The organism is Plastoroseomonas hellenica (genome assembly GCF_018129085.1).
Classification (GTDB): domain Bacteria; phylum Pseudomonadota; class Alphaproteobacteria; order Acetobacterales; family Acetobacteraceae; genus Plastoroseomonas; species Plastoroseomonas hellenica.
On sequence record NZ_JAAGBB010000056.1, the window covers coordinates 1 to 15,590 of the forward strand.

Genomic DNA, 15,590 nt, shown 5'->3' on the forward strand with positions numbered 1-15,590 from the left:
CGCCGCGAGCCCCGGGCGCGGCCGCGCCGTGCGCGTGGCGGCAAGCTGCGCCGCGGCCCGGCGGCGATGCGCGTCCCAGAGCGCCAGCGCCGTGGGGTCGTTGCCGGCCGGGCGATCGGTGAGAGTGGATAGCGGTCGATGGCGCAGCCCGCTGTCGCGTTCGATGCGCCGGTCGGCGGCCGCCGTGTCGGGCAGCGCGAAGCGCCGGAAGCCATGCCACAGCGTGACGCCGAACAGGCCGGCGAAGCCCGCGAGCAGCGCGATGTGCAGCGCCGGATGCAGCAGGGACGGAATGCCGGCGAGTGCGGCAAGCAGGAAGATGCCCAGCACCGCGAGCGGCGGCCAGAGCGCCGGCCAGACCCTTTCCCACAGCAGCGCGCCGCGCGCGAGGGCGCGCAGGCGGAGCAGCCGACCGGGAAGGGTGGGCGGGATCATTCGCGCAGCCACTCCGGCACGCGCTGCCCGTGCAGCAGCGCCTCGAGGGATTGCCGTTCGCGCACCACCGCGAAGCGGGTGCCGTCGACCAGCACCTCCGGCGCCAGCGGGCGCGCGTTGTAGGTGCTGCTCATGGTCGCACCATAGGCGCCGGCGTCGAGGAAGGCGATCAGCGACCCCGCCGGCAGCGGCGGCAGGGCGCGGCCGCGGGCGAAGGTATCGCCGGTCTCGCAGACCGGGCCGACGACATCGGCCGGCGCAATCGGCGCCACCAGGGCATCCGGCGCCACCGGCAGGATGCCATGCCAGGCATCGTACATGGCCGGGCGCGCCAGGTCGTTCATCGCGGCATCCGCCACCACGAAGCGGCGCTGGGCGCCGATCTTCTCGATCACCACGGAGGCCAGCAGCAGCCCCGCGGGCCCCGCGATCCAGCGCCCCGGCTCCAGCATCACCGGCAGGCCGAGATCGCCGAGCGTCGCCTTGATGGCGCCGGCCAGCGCCTCAGGCATCGGTGCCGGCTCGTCGCGATAAGGAATGCCGAGGCCGCCGCCGCAATCGATGCGCAGGATCGGCAGGCCCTCGGCGCGGATCGCCCGCACCAGCTCGGCCAGCCTGGCATAGGCGGCGCGATAGGCGCCGACGCCGGCGGTGATCTGGCTGCCGATATGGGTCGCCACGCCGACCGGCGCGATGCCCGGCAAGGACGCCATGCGGCGATAGAGCTTCAGCGCATCGTCGATGCCGACACCGAACTTGTTCTCGGCGCGGCCGGTCGTGATCTTCGCGTGGGTCTTGGCGTCCACGTCGGGGTTCACCCGCAGCGCGACCCGCGCGGTGCGGCCGAGCGCGCTGGCGATCGCGGAGATCATCGCGATCTCCTCGGCGCTTTCGGCGTTGATCTGGAAGATGTCCTCGGCCAGTGCCAGGCGGAGCTCGCGCTCGCTCTTGCCGACGCCCGAGAAGACAATGCCGGCGGCCGGGATGCCGGCGGCGCGGGCGATGCGCAGCTCGCCCTCGCTGACCACATCCGCACCCAGGCCTTCCCTGTGCAGCAGCGCCAGCACCGCGAGGCTGTCATTCGCCTTCATCGCGTAATGGACCGAGGCGTCGAGCCCTGCAGCAGCCAGCGCGCCGGTCAGCGCACGGGCCCGGCGGCGCAGGCTGCCGGCCGAATAAACCCAGGCGGGGGTGCCGACCTCCGCCGCGATACGGGCGAGCGGCACCTCCTCCACCATCAGCCCGTCGCGGGCATGGGCGGACAGGTGCGGACGGCCGGCGATCAAGTCGGCGAAGGCGGGGTCAGGATCGCCGAGGGCGGCGAGGGGGGCAGGGGCGGCCATCGGAGGATAATCGGGGCGACCGCCGCGCCGCACAAGGATCACCTGCGCCGCCGGGCCGAAACCGCTCCCGGGGCGGTCACGGGGACCACCCTCCTGGAGGGTGCCCCCGGGGCCCTGATCAGCGCGCTTCGATGCCGGACCGGGTGGCGACGATCTGGCTGGTCGTGCAGATGTTGATGCGCATGAGCTCGGCATGCTGGCCATTGGCCCAGACGATCTTGAAGTCGTGCGCGCCGGAGCGGCCGGTGTCGAACATGATCTGCCGGCCGCTGGGCAGCACGTTCTGGCCAAGCCGGTCGGAGCCCCAGTTCGGGTTGCTGGACGGGCCGAAATAGAACTCGTTCACCTGCGCGCCCGATTGATTGACGAAGGTGAAGCGGGTGTCGCACTGCGCCATGGCCGGCGCTGCGGCCGTGGCGACAAAGGCGGCGGCGAGAAGGAAGCGGCGAAGCATGAACGTCTCCTGGTGACAGAGGGGCAGGACCGAGCCTCAAAGGATTTTTATTGCTCTTTCGGAAGAATGCCCGTTCGCGCGCCCGACTTCAACAAATCTCGAAGCCCGCCGCTTCCGGGCCGTCCGGGTGCCCATCACGGTTGCGCATCGGCGCCGGCTTCGGTAAGAGCGGGCTGTCTCCAACCCCTGGTTCGTCGGGAGGGCTGCATGAGTTCCATCATGTTCTTCGCACCCGACGATCCGTCGTGCGGCGCCTGACCTCGCGTCAGACCTAGCGCCGGCCATTCGGCCCGCGCCCCGCCCGCGACAGGGTTTTCCCCGCCGAACCCAGCCGTCCCGCCCGGTCACCGACCGTCGGGACTCGGTTTCCGCATCGCCTGACCCAGGGACCGGCCCGCGCCTTGCGCGGCCGGATGAGACAGTGACCTCCCATTCCCATGCGCGGACGGCCGACGCGCTTCGTGCCGTCCTTGCCTTCGTCGTTCGCCGCTGGCTGCACCATCGCCTGATGGTCGCCGGCATCATCCTCGCCATGCTGGCGGCGACGGCGGCCGATCTGTGCCTGCCGATCTTCGCCGGGCGCCTCGTCGATGCCGTGGTGGCTGACGATCGGGACGCGGCACTCGGTGCGGCACTCGGCGCGCTCGGCGCCATGGCGGCACTCGGCGTCGCCATGGTCACCCTCCGCATCCTCGGCATCCTCGGCATCATCCGCCTGACGCTCAACATGATGCGCGACAGCGCGACCGAGGCCTTCTGGCGGGTGCAGCGCTTCTCGGCGGACTGGCACGCCAACAGCTTCGCCGGCTCCACCGTGCGGCGCATCAGCCGCGGCATGTGGGCCATCGACCTGCTGAACGACACGGTGCTGATCGCGCTGCTGCCTTCGGCTGTCGCGCTGCTCGGCGCGACCTTGCTGCTCGGCGCGCAATGGCCGCTGATGGGGCTCACCGTCGCCGCCGGCGCCGTGCTGCATGTCGGGCTGACGGCGACGCTCTCGCTGCGCTACGTCGCACCCGCCGCGCGTCTGTCCAACGCCTGGGACACGCGGCTCGGCGGCGTGCTCGCGGATGCGATAGGTTCCAATGCCGTGGTCAAGGCCTTCGGCGCCGAGACGCGGGAGGATGCGCGGCTCGCGGCGCTGGTGCAGAAGTGGCGGCGGCGCACCATGCGCACCTGGCATCGTGGCACCGCGAGCGAGGCGGTGCAGGGCACGGCGCTGCTGGTGATGCGCCTGCTCGTCATCGGCACCGCGCTGCTGCTCTGGTGGCGGGGCGAGGCCGGGGCCGGCGACCTCGCCACCGTGCTGACCATGTTCTTCGTGATGCAGGGCTATCTGCGCGACGTCGGTTATCACCTCAGCAACCTCCAGCGCTCGGTCAACGAGATGGAGGAGATGGTCACCATGTCCGTCGCCCCCCTCGGCATCGAGGATGCGGCGGAAGCGCAGCCGATCCGCATTATCAGTGGCGAGATCGCGTTCGATCGAGTGGGCTTCCGGTACGGCGGCCACAGCACGCCGCTGTTCCGCGACCTCAGCCTGACCATCCGCGGCGGCGAGCGCGTCGGGCTGGTCGGCTATTCGGGTTCCGGCAAGACCAGCTTCGTGAAGCTGATCCAGCGCCTGCACGACGTGACGGAAGGCCGCATCCTGATCGACGGCCAGGATGTCCGGACCGCGACCCAGGCTTCGCTGCGCGCGCAGATCGCGATCGTGCAGCAGGAGCCGGTGCTGTTCCACCGCTCGATCGCGGAGAACATCGCCTATGCGCGCCCCGGTGCCGCCATGGCCGAGATCGAGCGCGCCGCGGCGCTCGCGAATGCGGATGGCTTCATCGCCCGCCTGCCGAAGGGCTACGCGACGCTGGTCGGTGAGCGTGGCGTGAAGCTTTCGGGGGGTGAGCGGCAACGTGTGGCGCTGGCGCGCGCCTTCCTGGCGGATGCGCCGATCCTGATCCTCGACGAAGCGACCTCCTCCCTCGATTCCGAGGCCGAGACGCTGATCGGGGAAGCGATGGACCGGCTGCTGGTCGGGCGCACGGCACTGGTCATCGCGCACCGCCTGTCCACGGTGCGCGCCATGGACCGCATCCTGGTCTTCGAGCAGGGTCGCATCGCGGAAGAAGGCGACCACGCGACCCTGATGGCCCGACCCGACGGCATCTACCGCCGCCTGTTCGAACACCAGGCCAGCGGCGTCGCCGTGCCGGTGGGGTGATCCGTCCTCGGGAGGGGCGCTGCCCCTCCCGAACCCACCCCGCCAGGAGGCTAGAGCCTCCTGGACCTGCTTCACTTGGTGCCCTGATTGCCAAGGGGCCATCCGGTGCAAACGCACCGGTGGCCCCTTGGCAATCAGGGCTCACAAAGTAAACGGGGTGCAGGGGCCTGTAGGCTCCTGCCGGGAGAGGTCCGGAGAGGGCAGCGCCCTCTCCGGGACAGAGCTTCCCCTACCGGCTCGGATAGACCCGCGGGTAGGTGACCTGGTCCGGCGGGCCGGGCGCGCGCACGGGCCCGACGCGGCCGCAGGCGGCGAGCAGGGTGCTGGCGGCGATCAGCACGGCGACCAGGCGGATCATGCGAGCTTCTCCTGCCATTCGGCAGCCATGCGGGTGACGTTGTCGGGTGCCGTGCCGCCGAAGGAGGTGCGGCTGCGCACCGAGGCGGCGACGCTCAGCACGTTGAACACGTCCTCGGTGATGCGCGGCTCGACCGCCTGCATCTCGCCGATCGTCAGGCCGGCGAGGTCGAGGTTCCTGCCCTCGGCCTTGGCGACCAGCGCGCCGGTCACGTGGTGGGCATCGCGGAAGGGCATCTTCAGGCTGCGCACCAGCCAATCGGCGAGGTCGGTCGCGGTCGAGTAGCCGGCGCCGGCGGCGGTCGCGAGGCGCCCGACCTCCGGCTGCATGTCGCGCACCATGCCGGCCATGGCGGCCAGGCAGAGGGTCAGGGTTTCGGCGGCGTCGAAGACGCCTTCCTTGTCCTCCTGCATGTCCTTGAAATAGGTCAGTGCCAGACCCTTGATCACGGTCAGCATGCCGTGCAGCGCGCCGTGCAGGCGCCCGGTCTTGCCGCGCACCAGCTCGGCCGCGTCGGGGTTGCGCTTCTGCGGCATGATGGAACTGCCGGTGGTGAAGCGGTCCGACAGCTTGACGAAGCCGAAATAGGGGTTGGTCCAGATCACGATCTCTTCGGCGAGCCGCGACAGATGCGTGCCGCACATCGCGCAGGCGAACAGGAATTCGGCGGCGAAGTCGCGCGACGCCACGGCATCGAGGCTGTTGCGCATCGGGCCATCGAAGCCGAGCGCCTTGGCGGTCATGTGCCGGTCGATCGGGAATCCGGTGCCGGCGAGCGCCGCGGCGCCGAGCGGGCTTTCGTTCATCCGCGCCCGGCAATCGGCGAAGCGCGACAGGTCGCGCGACAGCATTTCCACATACGCCAGCATATGGTGGCCGAAGGTCACGGGTTGCGCCGGCTGCAGGTGGGTGAAGCCCGGCATCACAGTGCCGGCGTGCTCGGCCGCGCGATCGGCCATCGCCCGCATCACGTCGCGGATCTGACCGGAGAGCCCGTCGATCGCATCCCGAACCCAGAGCCGGACATCGAGCGCCACCTGGTCGTTGCGGCTGCGCCCGGTGTGCAGGCGCTTGCCGGCTTCCCCGATGCGTTCGGTCAGCCGCGCCTCGATGTTCATGTGGATGTCTTCGAGGGCGTCCGAGAATTCGAAGCGCCCGGCCTCGATCTCGGCGGCGATGGCGGCCAGGCCGTCGCGGATCGCCACCTCGTCATCGGCGGAGATCACCCCCACATGCGCGAGCATGGCGGCATGGGCGAGGCTGCCGCGGATATCCTGCCGCCACATCTTGCGGTCGAAGCCGATCGAGGCGTTGATCGCACCCATGATGGCGCTGGGGCCCTCCGCGAAGCGGCCGCCCCATGTCGCGTTGGCGGTCTTGGACGAGGGATCGTTGCTGGACACGGGCGGAGGCATTCCTGTGGTGATTGCGACGCGGCGCGGTTTCGGCGCCCTGGCAGTGGGCGGGACCCTAGCGGCGGCACTCCGCCCCAAGCAAGGCGCGGCCGCGCAGGGCGGGGGCGCGCGGCTGATCGAGGACCGGCGGCCGCTGCCGGAATTCGGCTTCACCGACGCCGAAGGTGCCTCCAAAAGCCCCGCGGATTTCCCGGGCAAGGCGCTGCTGGTGAATTTCTGGGCCACCTGGTGCCCACCCTGCGTCGCCGAGATGCCGGCGCTCGATCGCCTGCAGGCCATGCTCGCGTCGGAGGGCATCCAGGTGCTGGCCTTGTCGTCCGACCGCGGCGGACGGGCCCAGGTGGAGCCCTTCTACCAGCGCAACAGCCTGCGCAATCTCGGCGTCTGGCTTGATCCACGCGGCGCCGCCGGGCGGGCCTTCGGGGTGCGCGGCCTGCCGACCACGGTGCTGATCGACCGCAGCGGCAGCGAGGTGGCGCGGGCGGAAGGCGCGGCGGAATGGGACGCGCCCGCCATGGTCGCCGCGATCCGCCGCCTGGCCGGCGCCGCGCCCATTGGTCAAGAGACGTCGCGGACTTGAGCGACAAGAGCTGACCTCGATTAGTAAAGAAGACATTAGTCCTTCGAGTGCGGCTAACGAATGACCGGCCCCAATTCACTTGGCGAGCGAATATGGATTCGGTAAGGCTCGGTCGTTGTTAGACCGGAGCGGTGTCGATGCGTGCCTTGCTGAAGGGACTGCTGATCATCGGCGCCATGCTCCTGGCGCAGGCGGCAACAGCCCAGCAGGAGAGCGTGGGCAGGCAGCTTGCGGCCCTGCCCTGGCAGACGGCACCCGGCGAAGGCACCATCGGGTCCGTTGCCCGCATTTCGCTCGAGGGCGGCCTGCGGTTCCTCGATGAAAGCGCGTCCAGCCGCTTCCTGGAACTGAACGGCAATCCACCCCGACGCGGCAATTGGGTCCTGACCCCGGCCGCCGTCACCTGGTTCGCGGTCTTTTCCTTCGAGCAAATCGGCTATGTGCGGGACGATGAGCACCTCGACGCGAACGAATTGCTGCGCGCCCTTCAGCAGGGCGATTCGAGAGCCAACGCGGAGCGTCAGCGCCTGGGCATGCCGACCCTGCGCACCGACGGGTGGGCGGTCGAGCCGCGATACGATCCGGAGACCCGCCGGCTGGAATGGGCCACCCGGCTCGTCGATGACCGGGGCGATGCGACCATCAACTATTCGATCAGGCTTCTGGGCCGCGGCGGCGTGATGACCGCGATCCTGGTGTCCGATCCGCAGCATCTGACGGAGGACATGCGCGAGTTTCGTGTGGCGCTGCGCGGCTTCGACTACCAGCAGGGCGAGCGCTATGCGGAGTACCGCCAAGGGGACCGGATCGCGGAATACGGGCTTGCGGGCCTGATCCTCGGCGGCGCGGCCGTGGCTGGCGCAGGCTTCCTCAAGAGCTTCGGCAAGGTGATCGGCCTCGGCGTGCTGGCTGCCGGCGCTGCCGTCTTCGCCTTCTTCAAGCGATTCTTCGTCAAGGACGGCTCGAACCCGCCGGGTCGGTAGTGACCGATATTCTCGACGGCTTCCGGCCCCCGGATCAGCTCTTCTGGCTGGTCTGCGCCGCGTTCTTCCTGGCCGAGAACGTTCGGCTGCATTCCGGCCGCCGGGTCTTCCTCGTGGAAACCATGGGCGGCGCCTGGAGGCTGGCCCCGCCCTTGTCGGGGTGGCGGCTCGGACGTCGGGCGGTCACCGTGCTCCATCCGCTGCTGCCTTTTCTCGGCGCCGTGCAACTGCCCTGGCTTGGCGTCACACCGCACGCACGCCGCGATCTCCGGCGGGCGGAACGGCTGCTGGCGATCCGGCGCCGGCGCCTGCTGCCGTATCGCCTCCTCGGAGTAACGGAGGGCCTCGCATTGTTTCTCGCGGGGCCGTTGCTGACGGCTTGGCACGGCCTCGGGGTCGCGTTCCTGCTCGTCATTCCCGTCCATGTGACCCTCGCGCTCTGCCTCGGGGTGGCGCTGGCGGCGCAGCGTCGGTCGTGGAACATCGGTTGGGGGCAGATCGCGGCCCGGGTCTTCGAATGCCTGCTGGCGCCGGGGTCGCTCGCCAATGCGTGCCGGAAGATTTCCCTGTCCTGCCCGCTACCGGATGTCGACGGGGTTGCCCTGGCGACCAGCCGGCCCGATGCGGCGGCGGCAGCCGCGCTCGCGCATCATCTGCCGGTCATGATCGAGGAGCTCGAGCAGAACGGAGAATTGCTTGGGGAAGAGGCGGATGTGGCCGCCCGGTACCAGGATGTCTTGGGGCAGAGGAAGGCGTTCTGAGGTTCTGCTGCAACTATGACTTGAAAAAGCTTGATTCAACACCGAGAATCGCCCCCCGGGGACACTGGGCACGGGGGCATCGGGGGATGCTGCGGCGCCACTTCATCACGCTCGCCCTGCCGTTGATCGCGGCAGGGTGCGGTGCCACGCGGGGCGGGGGGCCGCGCGTGGCGCCGGGCTATGAATCCGGATCGATCTCCTGCGTGCCCTATGCGCGGCAGCGTTCCGGCATCGCGCTGCGCGGCGATGCCTGGGAATGGTGGGGTGAAGCCGCCGGCCGCTACGCCCGCGACAGGGCACCAAGCCGGGGCGCGGTGCTGGTGCTCGCCAGGACCTCCCGGTTGCGTTCGGGCCATCTCTCGGTGGTGACGCGGGTGGTCTCGTCGCGGGAGATCAGGGTGGATCATGCGAATTGGGCGCCCTGGGGGACCGGCGCGCGCGGCATGATCGCCCGTGACCAACCGGTGATGGATGTCTCGCAGGACGGCGACTGGTCGATCGTGCGGGTCTGGTATCCGCGCACCGACGCCTATGGCACCACGCCCTTTCCCGCCTATGGCTTTATCCATCCCCGCAGCGCCTGATTGCATCCACGCGCGTCCCGCGACATTGCATCCACGCGCGTCCCGCGACATTGCATCCACGCGCGTCCCGCGGCATTGCACCCACGCGCGTCCCGCGCGATGACGCCAGGCATGAACACCCGCCGCCGTTTCCTGCTCGCCACGCCACTGACGCTGGCGGCACTTCCCGCCCGCGCCCAGCCAGCCTGGCCGGAGCGGCCGGTGCGCTTCATCGTGCCCTTTCCAGCGGGATCGACCCCGGACCTGACCGGCCGCGCGGTCGCGGCCGGGCTGGCCGCCGCCTTCGGCCATCCCTTCGTCGTCGAGAACCGTGCCGGCGCCGGCGGCACTATCGGCACGGATCTCATCGCCAAGGCGAATGACGGGCATGTGCTCGGCCTCTCGATCAACGGGCCGCTCTCGACGGCGCCGGCGCTCTACCCGAACCTGCCCTACGATCCCGCGCGGGACCTCAGGCCAGTGTCGCTGCTGGTGCGCGGGGCGCAAGCACTGGTCGTGCATCCGGATCTGCGGGTCCGCGACCTGGCCGGCTTCGCCGCCCATGCCCGCGCCAACCCGGGCGCCGTCGCCTTCGGCTCGGTCGGTGCCGGCTCCGGCGGGCATCTCGCGATGCTCGACCTGGCGGCGCGCCTCGGCGGGCTCGAGTTGCTGCACGTACCCTACCGCGGCTTCCCGGAAGCGACGCTCGACCTCGTCGCCGGCCGCATCCAGGCGATGGTGGTGACGGCGGCGGCTGTCCTGCCGCAGCTCCGCGAAGGCCGGGCGCGGGCGCTGGCGACCACCGGCACGCGCCGCTTCCCGGGCCTGCCGGAGGTGCCGACGCTCGCCGAGCTCGGCATCGCGGATGCGGACTCCTATGGCTGGCAGGTCATGGTGGTGCCGGCCGCGACGCCCGCTGCCCGCATCGCGCGGCTGGCGGAGGAGGCGCAGGCGGCGCTGGCCGATCCAGGGACGCGCCAGCGCCTGGAGGCAGCGGGGTTCGAGGTCGTCGGCTCCGGCCCGAAGGAGGCGGCGCATTTCGTCGCCGCGGAGGCGGCGCGCTGGGGCGGGTTGATCCGGCGCCTCGGCATTCGCGCCGAAGGTTAGCGCCGGCGCTGCTCTGCTCCGGCTTTCCATGCAACGGGTGGGAAACTTGGGCCGTTGGCGTCATTCCCCGTTGCGTCGCGGAACGCCAGGCCCCACATGCGGCGCATGAACCGGTTTGCACGGGAAGCCCCAGCCCACTAGGGTGCGGCCCGTCACGGCAAGACAGCGCGGCCCCCGCCGGGGTGGGCTGCCCCAAGGATATCGAGGCGTCACGATGGGTTCCTTCAGCATCTGGCACTGGCTCGTGGTGCTTCTCGTCGTCCTGCTGCTGTTCGGCAGCGGGAAGATCAGCGGCCTGATGGGTGACCTCGCCAAGGGCATCAAATCCTTCAAGCAGAACATGAAGGAAGAGGAGAAGGACGAGTCGATGGCGCCGCCGGCACAGCAGCCGCCGGCCGGCAGCATCGCCGGTCCGAACGCCGCGCCCGCCGCGACCACCTCGCAGCCCGCTTCCGGCACCACCAGCCGCCCGGCTGCCTGACGCGGTGGCGCGGGCGGAAGCCCGCGCCATGCCGAGGCGCGCCCGGCAATGGCCGGGCCGATGCCGCTGCGCTTCCGATGACGGTCCCCATCCCTGAAGCGGCAATCGCCACGATCATCGCGGCCGGACGTCGGCTCGATGATGCCGGCTGGGTGCCTGCGACGGCCGGCAACATCTCCGTCAGCCTCCCTGATGGCCGCATCGCGATCACCCGGTCCGGCCGCCACAAGGGCGCGCTCGTTGCCGGCGACGTCATGGCCGTGGACGGCGATGGCCGGCCGGAGGTCCAGGGTGATCGCCCCTCCTACGAAACCCTGCTCCATTGCGGCATCTATCGACGCTTCCGGGATGCCGGGGCGGTGGTGCACGGGCATTCCATCGCCAATACCGTGCTGTCCCGCGCCGCCGGCGGCAGCCTGACCTTGGCCGGCTACGAGCTGCTGAAGGCCTTCCCGGGCGGGCCGACGCATGATGTCAGCGTGGCGGTGCCCGTCCTCGACAATGACCAGGACATCCCCCGTCTGCAGCGCGCGCTGGACGCGCGCTGGGCGGGTGCGGATACCATCCCGCCCGGCTATCTGATCCGTGGCCATGGCGCCTATCTCTGGGGCCCGGACATGGATGCCGCCCTGGCGCGGATGGAAGCCCTGGAATTCATGCTCGCCTGCGAACTCGAGGAGAGGAGGCTGCGATGAGCCGTCTGACCGTGTGGGACGCCGCGACCGGCGCCGAGACCCTCAACACCCAGGACCCCGCCGCGATCGCCGCGGCGCTGGCGCCGATCGGCGTGCGCTTCGAACGCTGGGACGGCATCGAGACCGCGGATGGCGCGACGCCCGAGGAGATCCTCGCGGCCTACAAGCCGCATCTGGATGCGCTGATGGGGGATTCCGGCGCCGGCAGTGCCGACGTGCTGAGCCTGACGCCGGACCACCCCCAGAAGGAGGCGCTGCGCGCCAAGTTCCTCGACGAGCACACCCATACCGAGGACGAGGTGCGCTTCTTCGTCCGCGGCGGCGGCCATTTCGTGCTGCATATCGACGGCAAGGTCTGGGATGCGCATTGCATGCAGGGCGACCTGATCAGCGTGCCCGCCAATACCAGGCACTGGTTCGATGCCGGGCCGGAGCCGCGCTTCACCGCGCTCCGCATCTTCACCGACACCTCCGGCTGGGTGCCGCACTACACCGGGACCGACCTCGCCAAGCGTTTTCCGGTCGCGGCGTGAACCCCTCCAAGCTTGCGGCTGTTGTCACCGACATCGAAGGCACCACCACGCCGATCGCCTTCGTGAAGGATACGCTGTTTCCGTTTGCTGAGACGGCGCTCGACGGGTTCCTCGACACGCATGGCCAGGACCCGCAGGTCCTGGCGATCATCGAGGCCGTGCGCGCCGAAGCGCCGGGGGAGGATCCGCGCAAGGCGCTGCGGCGCTGGATGGCGGAGGATGCGAAGGTCACGCCGCTCAAATCCCTGCAGGGGCTGATCTGGGCGGCGGGCTATGCCGATGGCCGGCTCAAGGGCGCGCTCTATCCGGATGTCGCGCCAGCGCTGCGTGCCTGGGCGGGCGCCGGGCTCCGGCTCTGCGTCTATTCCTCCGGCTCGGTCGCGGCGCAGAAACTCCTCTTCGGGCACAGCAGCGCCGGCGATCTCACGCCGCTGTTCCACGGCTATTTCGACACCAGGATCGGCGCCAAGCGGGAGCGCGCCAGCTACACCGCGATCGCTGCCGGGCTGAACCTGCCGCCGGCCGAGATCCTGTTCCTGTCGGATATCGCGCAGGAGCTGGACGCGGCGGCGGAAGCCGGCCTCGCCACCTGCCAGATGCTGCGTCCCGATGACGGGACCATCGCGTCCGGGTGGCATCCGACAGCCGCGGATTTCGCGGCTGTCGCGCTCCTCCATGGGCTGCCAAAAGGTTACTGACGCGACACTTGGCCCCACTCCCTTGTAACCGCTAGAAGCGCCCTGATCCCGGAGGCCGCCGCCGATGCTGACGATCTGGAGCGTGAAGGACGGCCATTGCCTGGTGCGGGAGGGGGGCGTCTCGGAAATCACCGCGGCGTTGCCGCCGCCGCAGAACATCGACGCCGCGGCGATCGTGGAGCCGGACGCGCTGCGGGCCTCGGTCTGGATCGACCTGCTCAACCCCTCCCATGAGGAGGAACGCGCGGTGCAGGACGCGCTCCGCCTCGAGATCCCGACCCGGGAGGAGATGCAGGAGATCGAAAGCTCCTCCCGCCTCTATCGCGAGGGGGATGCGCTGTTCCTGACGGCGAACTTCCTCTACGGCGTGGAGGGCGGCGAATACGGCTCCACCGCCATCAGCTTCGTCCTGACGCCGACCCATCTCATCACCGTGCGCTACGCGACGCCCAAGGCCTTCTCGGTCTTCAACCTGCGCGCGCAGCGCATGCCGGGCACCTTGCTCGCCTCCCCCGACGCAGTGATGCTGCATCTGTTCGAGCAGGTGGTGGATCGCCTCGCCGATATCCTGGAGCGCATCGGCGCCGACATGGACCGTGCCAGCCAGAGCGCCTTCCGCAGCGCCCGCGGCCAGAAGGTGAAGGCCAACCGCCGCGACGCCGACCTGCGCGACACGCTGATCACGCTCGGCCAGGTCGGCGAGGTGACGACCCGCGCCTCGGAGACGCTGCTCGGGCTCACCCGGATCCTGACCTTCGTCGGCGCCGAGAAGGCGACCGCGGTGCGGAAGGAGAACCAGGTGCTGATCAAGACCCTGGTGCGCGACGTCCGCTCCCTCGTCGAACACGCGAATTTCCTGAACAGCAAGGCGAACTTCCTGCTCGATGCGGTGCTCGGCATCATCAATGTCGAGCAGAACTCGATCATCAAGACCTTCACCGTCGCTGCCGTGGCGCTGATGCCGCCGACGCTGGTTGCCAGCATCTACGGCATGAATTTCGAGAGCATGCCGGAGCTGAAATGGGAATACGGCTATCCGGCGGCGGTCGTGGTGATGATCCTGTCCGCCATCCTGCCGGTCCTCTATTTCCGCAGGAAGGGATGGCTCTGATACCCGGCGGAGAAAGTCTTGGCTTTCGGAGCTGGGTATCAGCGTGCAGGGTTGGTGTGGCGGCTGCGCGCCGAGCAAAGACTCATACCGGCCGCATGATCGCCGAGAACGTTCAGAATATCATGCGGCCGGTATGAAGCGCCTCCTCCTGCCTCTGCTGATCCTGCTGCCGTTCACCGCGCAGGCCGCCTGCCCGGTGCCGGGTGCCGAGATCACAGTGCGGCGCGAAGACCCGGAACCGACGCTCGCGGCCGCCCCCATGCTGGCGCTGCGCACCCAGATGGCGGATGCGCAAGGAGCGCACGGGCAGCATCTCGGGGTCACCAGTTCCCGTGTCGAATGGCGCACCGAGCTCTCCGCGCGCTACCTGCGCCAGCCGAACGGCACCGTCTGCGCGGTGCCCGACCGGATCGCCATCGAGCTCGTGCATGTCGAGCACGCGATCCGCATCGCCGAAGAAATCCCCCGGGATGGCTGCCTGTGGCGCGAGGTGCTGGCCCATGAACGCCGCCACGTCGCGGTGAACAGCGCGACGCTCCGCGAGACGGAGCAGGCGGTCGGGCGCGCCGTGCGGCACTGGTCGCGCAGTGCCGTCGCCCGCGCCGCCAATGCCGAGGCGGCGACAGCGGTGCTCCAGGCCAGCCTGCGCCGCGCCGTGGAACCATCGCTCGCCGCGATGCGGCGCGCCCGCGCCCGCGGGCATGGCCGCATCGACAGCCCTGCCGAATACGATCGCCTGGCCCGCATCTGCCCGGCCGAGCAGCGCCTGCTGCCGCCGATGCGCTAATGCTCGAGGCCTTTGCCTGATCGCACGATGCACGCTTTTCGGTGATCCGCCCTAGCTGGCGGTTCCGTCCTGCGGCCGGTTCTGGCGTTTGCCCGGCGGTGACCGGTCCGTCACCCCGTGCCCCAGCAGGCGCGAGCCCTCCTCGGCCAGCCGGCTGACGGCATCGATCAGGCCGGGCGCCGGCTGCGGCGCCAGGTGCTGGATCGAGCCGACGAGCGCGACGGCGCCGACCACGGCGTCGCGATGATCACGCAAGGGCGTGGCCAGGGCGTTGATGCCGAGCAGCGCCTCCTCTGGCGCCACGGCGTAGCCCCGCATCCGGACGCGCGAAAGTTCCTCGCGCAGCGCCGCCGCATTGGTGATGGTGCGGTCCGTGAAAGCCTGACGCGACACGGCCAGGACCTGATCGGTCAGGGATGGCGGTCCGAAGGCCAGGAAGATCTTGCCCTGGGCCGAGGCATGCAGCGCGAGCTCGCTGCCCGGGCGCACGCCGATCTCGATCGCATGGGTGCCGGGGAAGGTGGCGACGACGAGCGCACCCCGGGGCGATGGCGTGCTCAGCACGGTGGCGAGGCCGGTGGCGTCGCGGAGATCGCGCATCGGCCGTTCCAGAATGCGGGCGACATCCCAGGCGGGCGGCGCCAGATGGCCGATCAGGAAGGCCTTGGGGCCGAGGCGGAAGCGGTTGCTGTCGGCATCCTGGGTCAGGTAGCCGCGCTCCATCAGCGTCTGCAGATGCCGGAACACGGCGCTCTTGGTGGCACCGATCGCCTGGGCGATCTGCGTCACGCCGATCGGCTCGCGCGCCCAGGCCACCGCCTCGAGCGCTGCCAGGACCGTATCGGCGGCGCGCACGCCACTGCCCTCCTTCTGCTCCGCCACCAGCATTCCTTCCGCCTGTTCGCGACCCGTGAACGTGTCGCGCCGCCGCGCGAGGTTCAAGCGCGCCTGGCTGGTTTTCGGTTGACTCATCGGCCTGGCTGAGCTTCACAGTCGCGAACAACGTTCGTGTAGCGCGAACAATAATATTTGGGAAGGACGCTCCATCGCATGCCGGCCCCCATCGCC

General features: G+C 70.0%; 18 protein-coding genes. 12 read left to right on the top strand and 6 right to left on the bottom strand.

Annotated elements, in window-relative coordinates:
• The 3 genes from GXW71_RS28820 to GXW71_RS28830 all read right to left on the bottom strand — a co-directional run.
• On the bottom strand, positions 1–435 hold a 435-nt coding region (locus GXW71_RS28820; protein ID WP_211856168.1), incomplete at its 3' end, for a DUF4175 family protein.
• Complete coding sequence (gene lysA / locus GXW71_RS28825) at positions 432–1,778, bottom strand: diaminopimelate decarboxylase (protein ID WP_211856169.1); 1,347 nt, start codon at positions 1,776–1,778, stop codon at positions 432–434. The genes lysA and GXW71_RS28820, both read right to left, overlap by 4 nt.
• A gap of 118 nt (positions 1,779–1,896) precedes the next feature.
• Positions 1,897–2,232, bottom strand: coding sequence for a hypothetical protein (locus GXW71_RS28830; RefSeq protein WP_211856170.1), 336 nt, complete (start codon positions 2,230–2,232; stop codon positions 1,897–1,899).
• A gap of 508 nt (positions 2,233–2,740) precedes the next feature.
• On the opposite strand from GXW71_RS28830, the gene GXW71_RS28835 reads away from it, so the two are divergent.
• Positions 2,741–4,450, top strand: coding sequence for an ABC transporter ATP-binding protein (locus GXW71_RS28835; protein ID WP_211856199.1), 1,710 nt, complete (start codon positions 2,741–2,743; stop codon positions 4,448–4,450).
• A 229-nt stretch (positions 4,451–4,679) separates the two neighbouring features.
• On the opposite strand, the gene GXW71_RS35305 is transcribed toward GXW71_RS28835, so the two are convergent.
• Positions 4,680–4,808 carry a hypothetical protein gene (locus GXW71_RS35305; protein WP_281417441.1) on the bottom strand — a complete coding sequence of 43 codons (129 nt, stop codon included), beginning with the start codon at positions 4,806–4,808 and terminating at the stop codon, positions 4,680–4,682.
• Positions 4,805–6,223 carry an argininosuccinate lyase gene (gene argH, locus GXW71_RS28840; RefSeq protein WP_211856171.1) on the bottom strand — a complete coding sequence of 473 codons (1,419 nt, stop codon included), beginning with the start codon at positions 6,221–6,223 and terminating at the stop codon, positions 4,805–4,807. Before argH ends, GXW71_RS35305 begins: the two co-directional genes overlap by 4 nt.
• A 4-nt stretch (positions 6,224–6,227) precedes the next feature.
• Between argH and GXW71_RS28845 the strand changes: the two genes are divergently transcribed.
• The 11 genes from GXW71_RS28845 to GXW71_RS28895 all read left to right on the top strand — a co-directional run bounded on the left by GXW71_RS28845 (position 6,228) and on the right by GXW71_RS28895 (position 14,522).
• The gene (locus tag GXW71_RS28845) at positions 6,228–6,803 is read left to right on the top strand and encodes a TlpA family protein disulfide reductase (protein WP_367617391.1); all 576 of its coding nucleotides are present in this window, start codon (positions 6,228–6,230) and stop codon (positions 6,801–6,803) included.
• A gap of 137 nt (positions 6,804–6,940) precedes the next feature.
• Entirely contained in the window at positions 6,941–7,786 is an 846-nt protein-coding gene (locus GXW71_RS28850) for a DUF2167 domain-containing protein (protein WP_211856172.1), read from the top strand.
• Positions 7,786–8,547, top strand: coding sequence for a hypothetical protein (locus GXW71_RS28855; protein ID WP_211856173.1), 762 nt, complete (start codon positions 7,786–7,788; stop codon positions 8,545–8,547). The genes GXW71_RS28850 and GXW71_RS28855 overlap by 1 nt, the downstream gene beginning before the upstream one ends.
• A gap of 86 nt (positions 8,548–8,633) precedes the next feature.
• Positions 8,634–9,131 (top strand): CHAP domain-containing protein, encoded by a 498-nt coding sequence (locus GXW71_RS28860; protein ID WP_211856174.1) that lies wholly within the window; start codon positions 8,634–8,636, stop codon positions 9,129–9,131.
• 111 nt (positions 9,132–9,242) lie between these two features.
• On the top strand, positions 9,243–10,217 hold the full coding sequence (locus GXW71_RS28865) for a Bug family tripartite tricarboxylate transporter substrate binding protein (protein ID WP_211856175.1): 975 nt from the start codon (positions 9,243–9,245) through the stop codon (positions 10,215–10,217).
• Positions 10,218–10,431: 214 nt separating this feature from the next.
• Entirely contained in the window at positions 10,432–10,698 is a 267-nt protein-coding gene (locus tag GXW71_RS28870) for a twin-arginine translocase TatA/TatE family subunit (protein ID WP_211856176.1), read from the top strand.
• Positions 10,699–10,775: 77 nt separating this feature from the next.
• A complete protein-coding gene (locus GXW71_RS28875) occupies positions 10,776–11,393 on the top strand; it encodes a methylthioribulose 1-phosphate dehydratase (protein WP_211856177.1) in 618 nt (205 codons plus the stop codon).
• Positions 11,390–11,926, top strand: coding sequence for a 1,2-dihydroxy-3-keto-5-methylthiopentene dioxygenase (locus GXW71_RS28880; RefSeq protein WP_211856178.1), 537 nt, complete (start codon positions 11,390–11,392; stop codon positions 11,924–11,926). The genes GXW71_RS28875 and GXW71_RS28880 overlap by 4 nt, the downstream gene beginning before the upstream one ends.
• Entirely contained in the window at positions 11,923–12,624 is a 702-nt protein-coding gene (mtnC, locus tag GXW71_RS28885) for an acireductone synthase (RefSeq protein ID WP_211856179.1), read from the top strand. Before GXW71_RS28880 ends, mtnC begins: the two co-directional genes overlap by 4 nt.
• Positions 12,625–12,688: 64 nt before the next feature.
• On the top strand, positions 12,689–13,735 hold the full coding sequence (gene corA / locus GXW71_RS28890) for a magnesium/cobalt transporter CorA (protein ID WP_211856180.1): 1,047 nt from the start codon (positions 12,689–12,691) through the stop codon (positions 13,733–13,735).
• A gap of 133 nt (positions 13,736–13,868) precedes the next feature.
• Positions 13,869–14,522 carry a hypothetical protein gene (locus tag GXW71_RS28895; protein ID WP_211856181.1) on the top strand — a complete coding sequence of 218 codons (654 nt, stop codon included), beginning with the start codon at positions 13,869–13,871 and terminating at the stop codon, positions 14,520–14,522.
• Between the two features lie 51 nt (positions 14,523–14,573).
• Here GXW71_RS28895 and GXW71_RS28900 read toward each other — a convergent pair whose 3' ends face one another.
• Positions 14,574–15,494: an IclR family transcriptional regulator gene (locus tag GXW71_RS28900; protein ID WP_211856182.1), complete on the bottom strand. Its 921-nt coding sequence runs from the start codon at positions 15,492–15,494 to the stop codon at positions 14,574–14,576.
• Positions 15,495–15,590: the final 96 nt, after the last annotated feature.

What these genes read in the sequence shown, in the direction of transcription:
- GXW71_RS28865 (WP_211856175.1), top strand. Translation starts at nt 9,243, where the DNA reads ATGAACACCCGCCGCCGTTTCCTGCTCGCCACGCCACTGACGCTGGCG.
- GXW71_RS28875 (WP_211856177.1), top strand. Translation starts at nt 10,776, where the DNA reads ATGACGGTCCCCATCCCTGAAGCGGCAATCGCCACGATCATCGCGGCC.
- lysA (WP_211856169.1), bottom strand. Translation starts at nt 1,778, where the DNA reads ATGGCCGCCCCTGCCCCCCTCGCCGCCCTCGGCGATCCTGACCCCGCC.
- GXW71_RS28880 (WP_211856178.1), top strand. Translation starts at nt 11,390, where the DNA reads ATGAGCCGTCTGACCGTGTGGGACGCCGCGACCGGCGCCGAGACCCTC.
- GXW71_RS28835 (WP_211856199.1), top strand. Translation starts at nt 2,741, where the DNA reads ATGGTCGCCGGCATCATCCTCGCCATGCTGGCGGCGACGGCGGCCGAT.
- GXW71_RS35305 (WP_281417441.1), bottom strand. Translation starts at nt 4,808, where the DNA reads ATGATCCGCCTGGTCGCCGTGCTGATCGCCGCCAGCACCCTGCTCGCC.
- GXW71_RS28830 (WP_211856170.1), bottom strand. Translation starts at nt 2,232, where the DNA reads ATGCTTCGCCGCTTCCTTCTCGCCGCCGCCTTTGTCGCCACGGCCGCA.
- GXW71_RS28850 (WP_211856172.1), top strand. Translation starts at nt 6,941, where the DNA reads ATGCGTGCCTTGCTGAAGGGACTGCTGATCATCGGCGCCATGCTCCTG.
- GXW71_RS28895 (WP_211856181.1), top strand. Translation starts at nt 13,869, where the DNA reads ATGAAGCGCCTCCTCCTGCCTCTGCTGATCCTGCTGCCGTTCACCGCG.
- argH (WP_211856171.1), bottom strand. Translation starts at nt 6,223, where the DNA reads ATGCCTCCGCCCGTGTCCAGCAACGATCCCTCGTCCAAGACCGCCAAC.
- GXW71_RS28860 (WP_211856174.1), top strand. Translation starts at nt 8,634, where the DNA reads ATGCTGCGGCGCCACTTCATCACGCTCGCCCTGCCGTTGATCGCGGCA.
- GXW71_RS28870 (WP_211856176.1), top strand. Translation starts at nt 10,432, where the DNA reads ATGGGTTCCTTCAGCATCTGGCACTGGCTCGTGGTGCTTCTCGTCGTC.
- corA (WP_211856180.1), top strand. Translation starts at nt 12,689, where the DNA reads ATGCTGACGATCTGGAGCGTGAAGGACGGCCATTGCCTGGTGCGGGAG.
- GXW71_RS28900 (WP_211856182.1), bottom strand. Translation starts at nt 15,494, where the DNA reads ATGAGTCAACCGAAAACCAGCCAGGCGCGCTTGAACCTCGCGCGGCGG.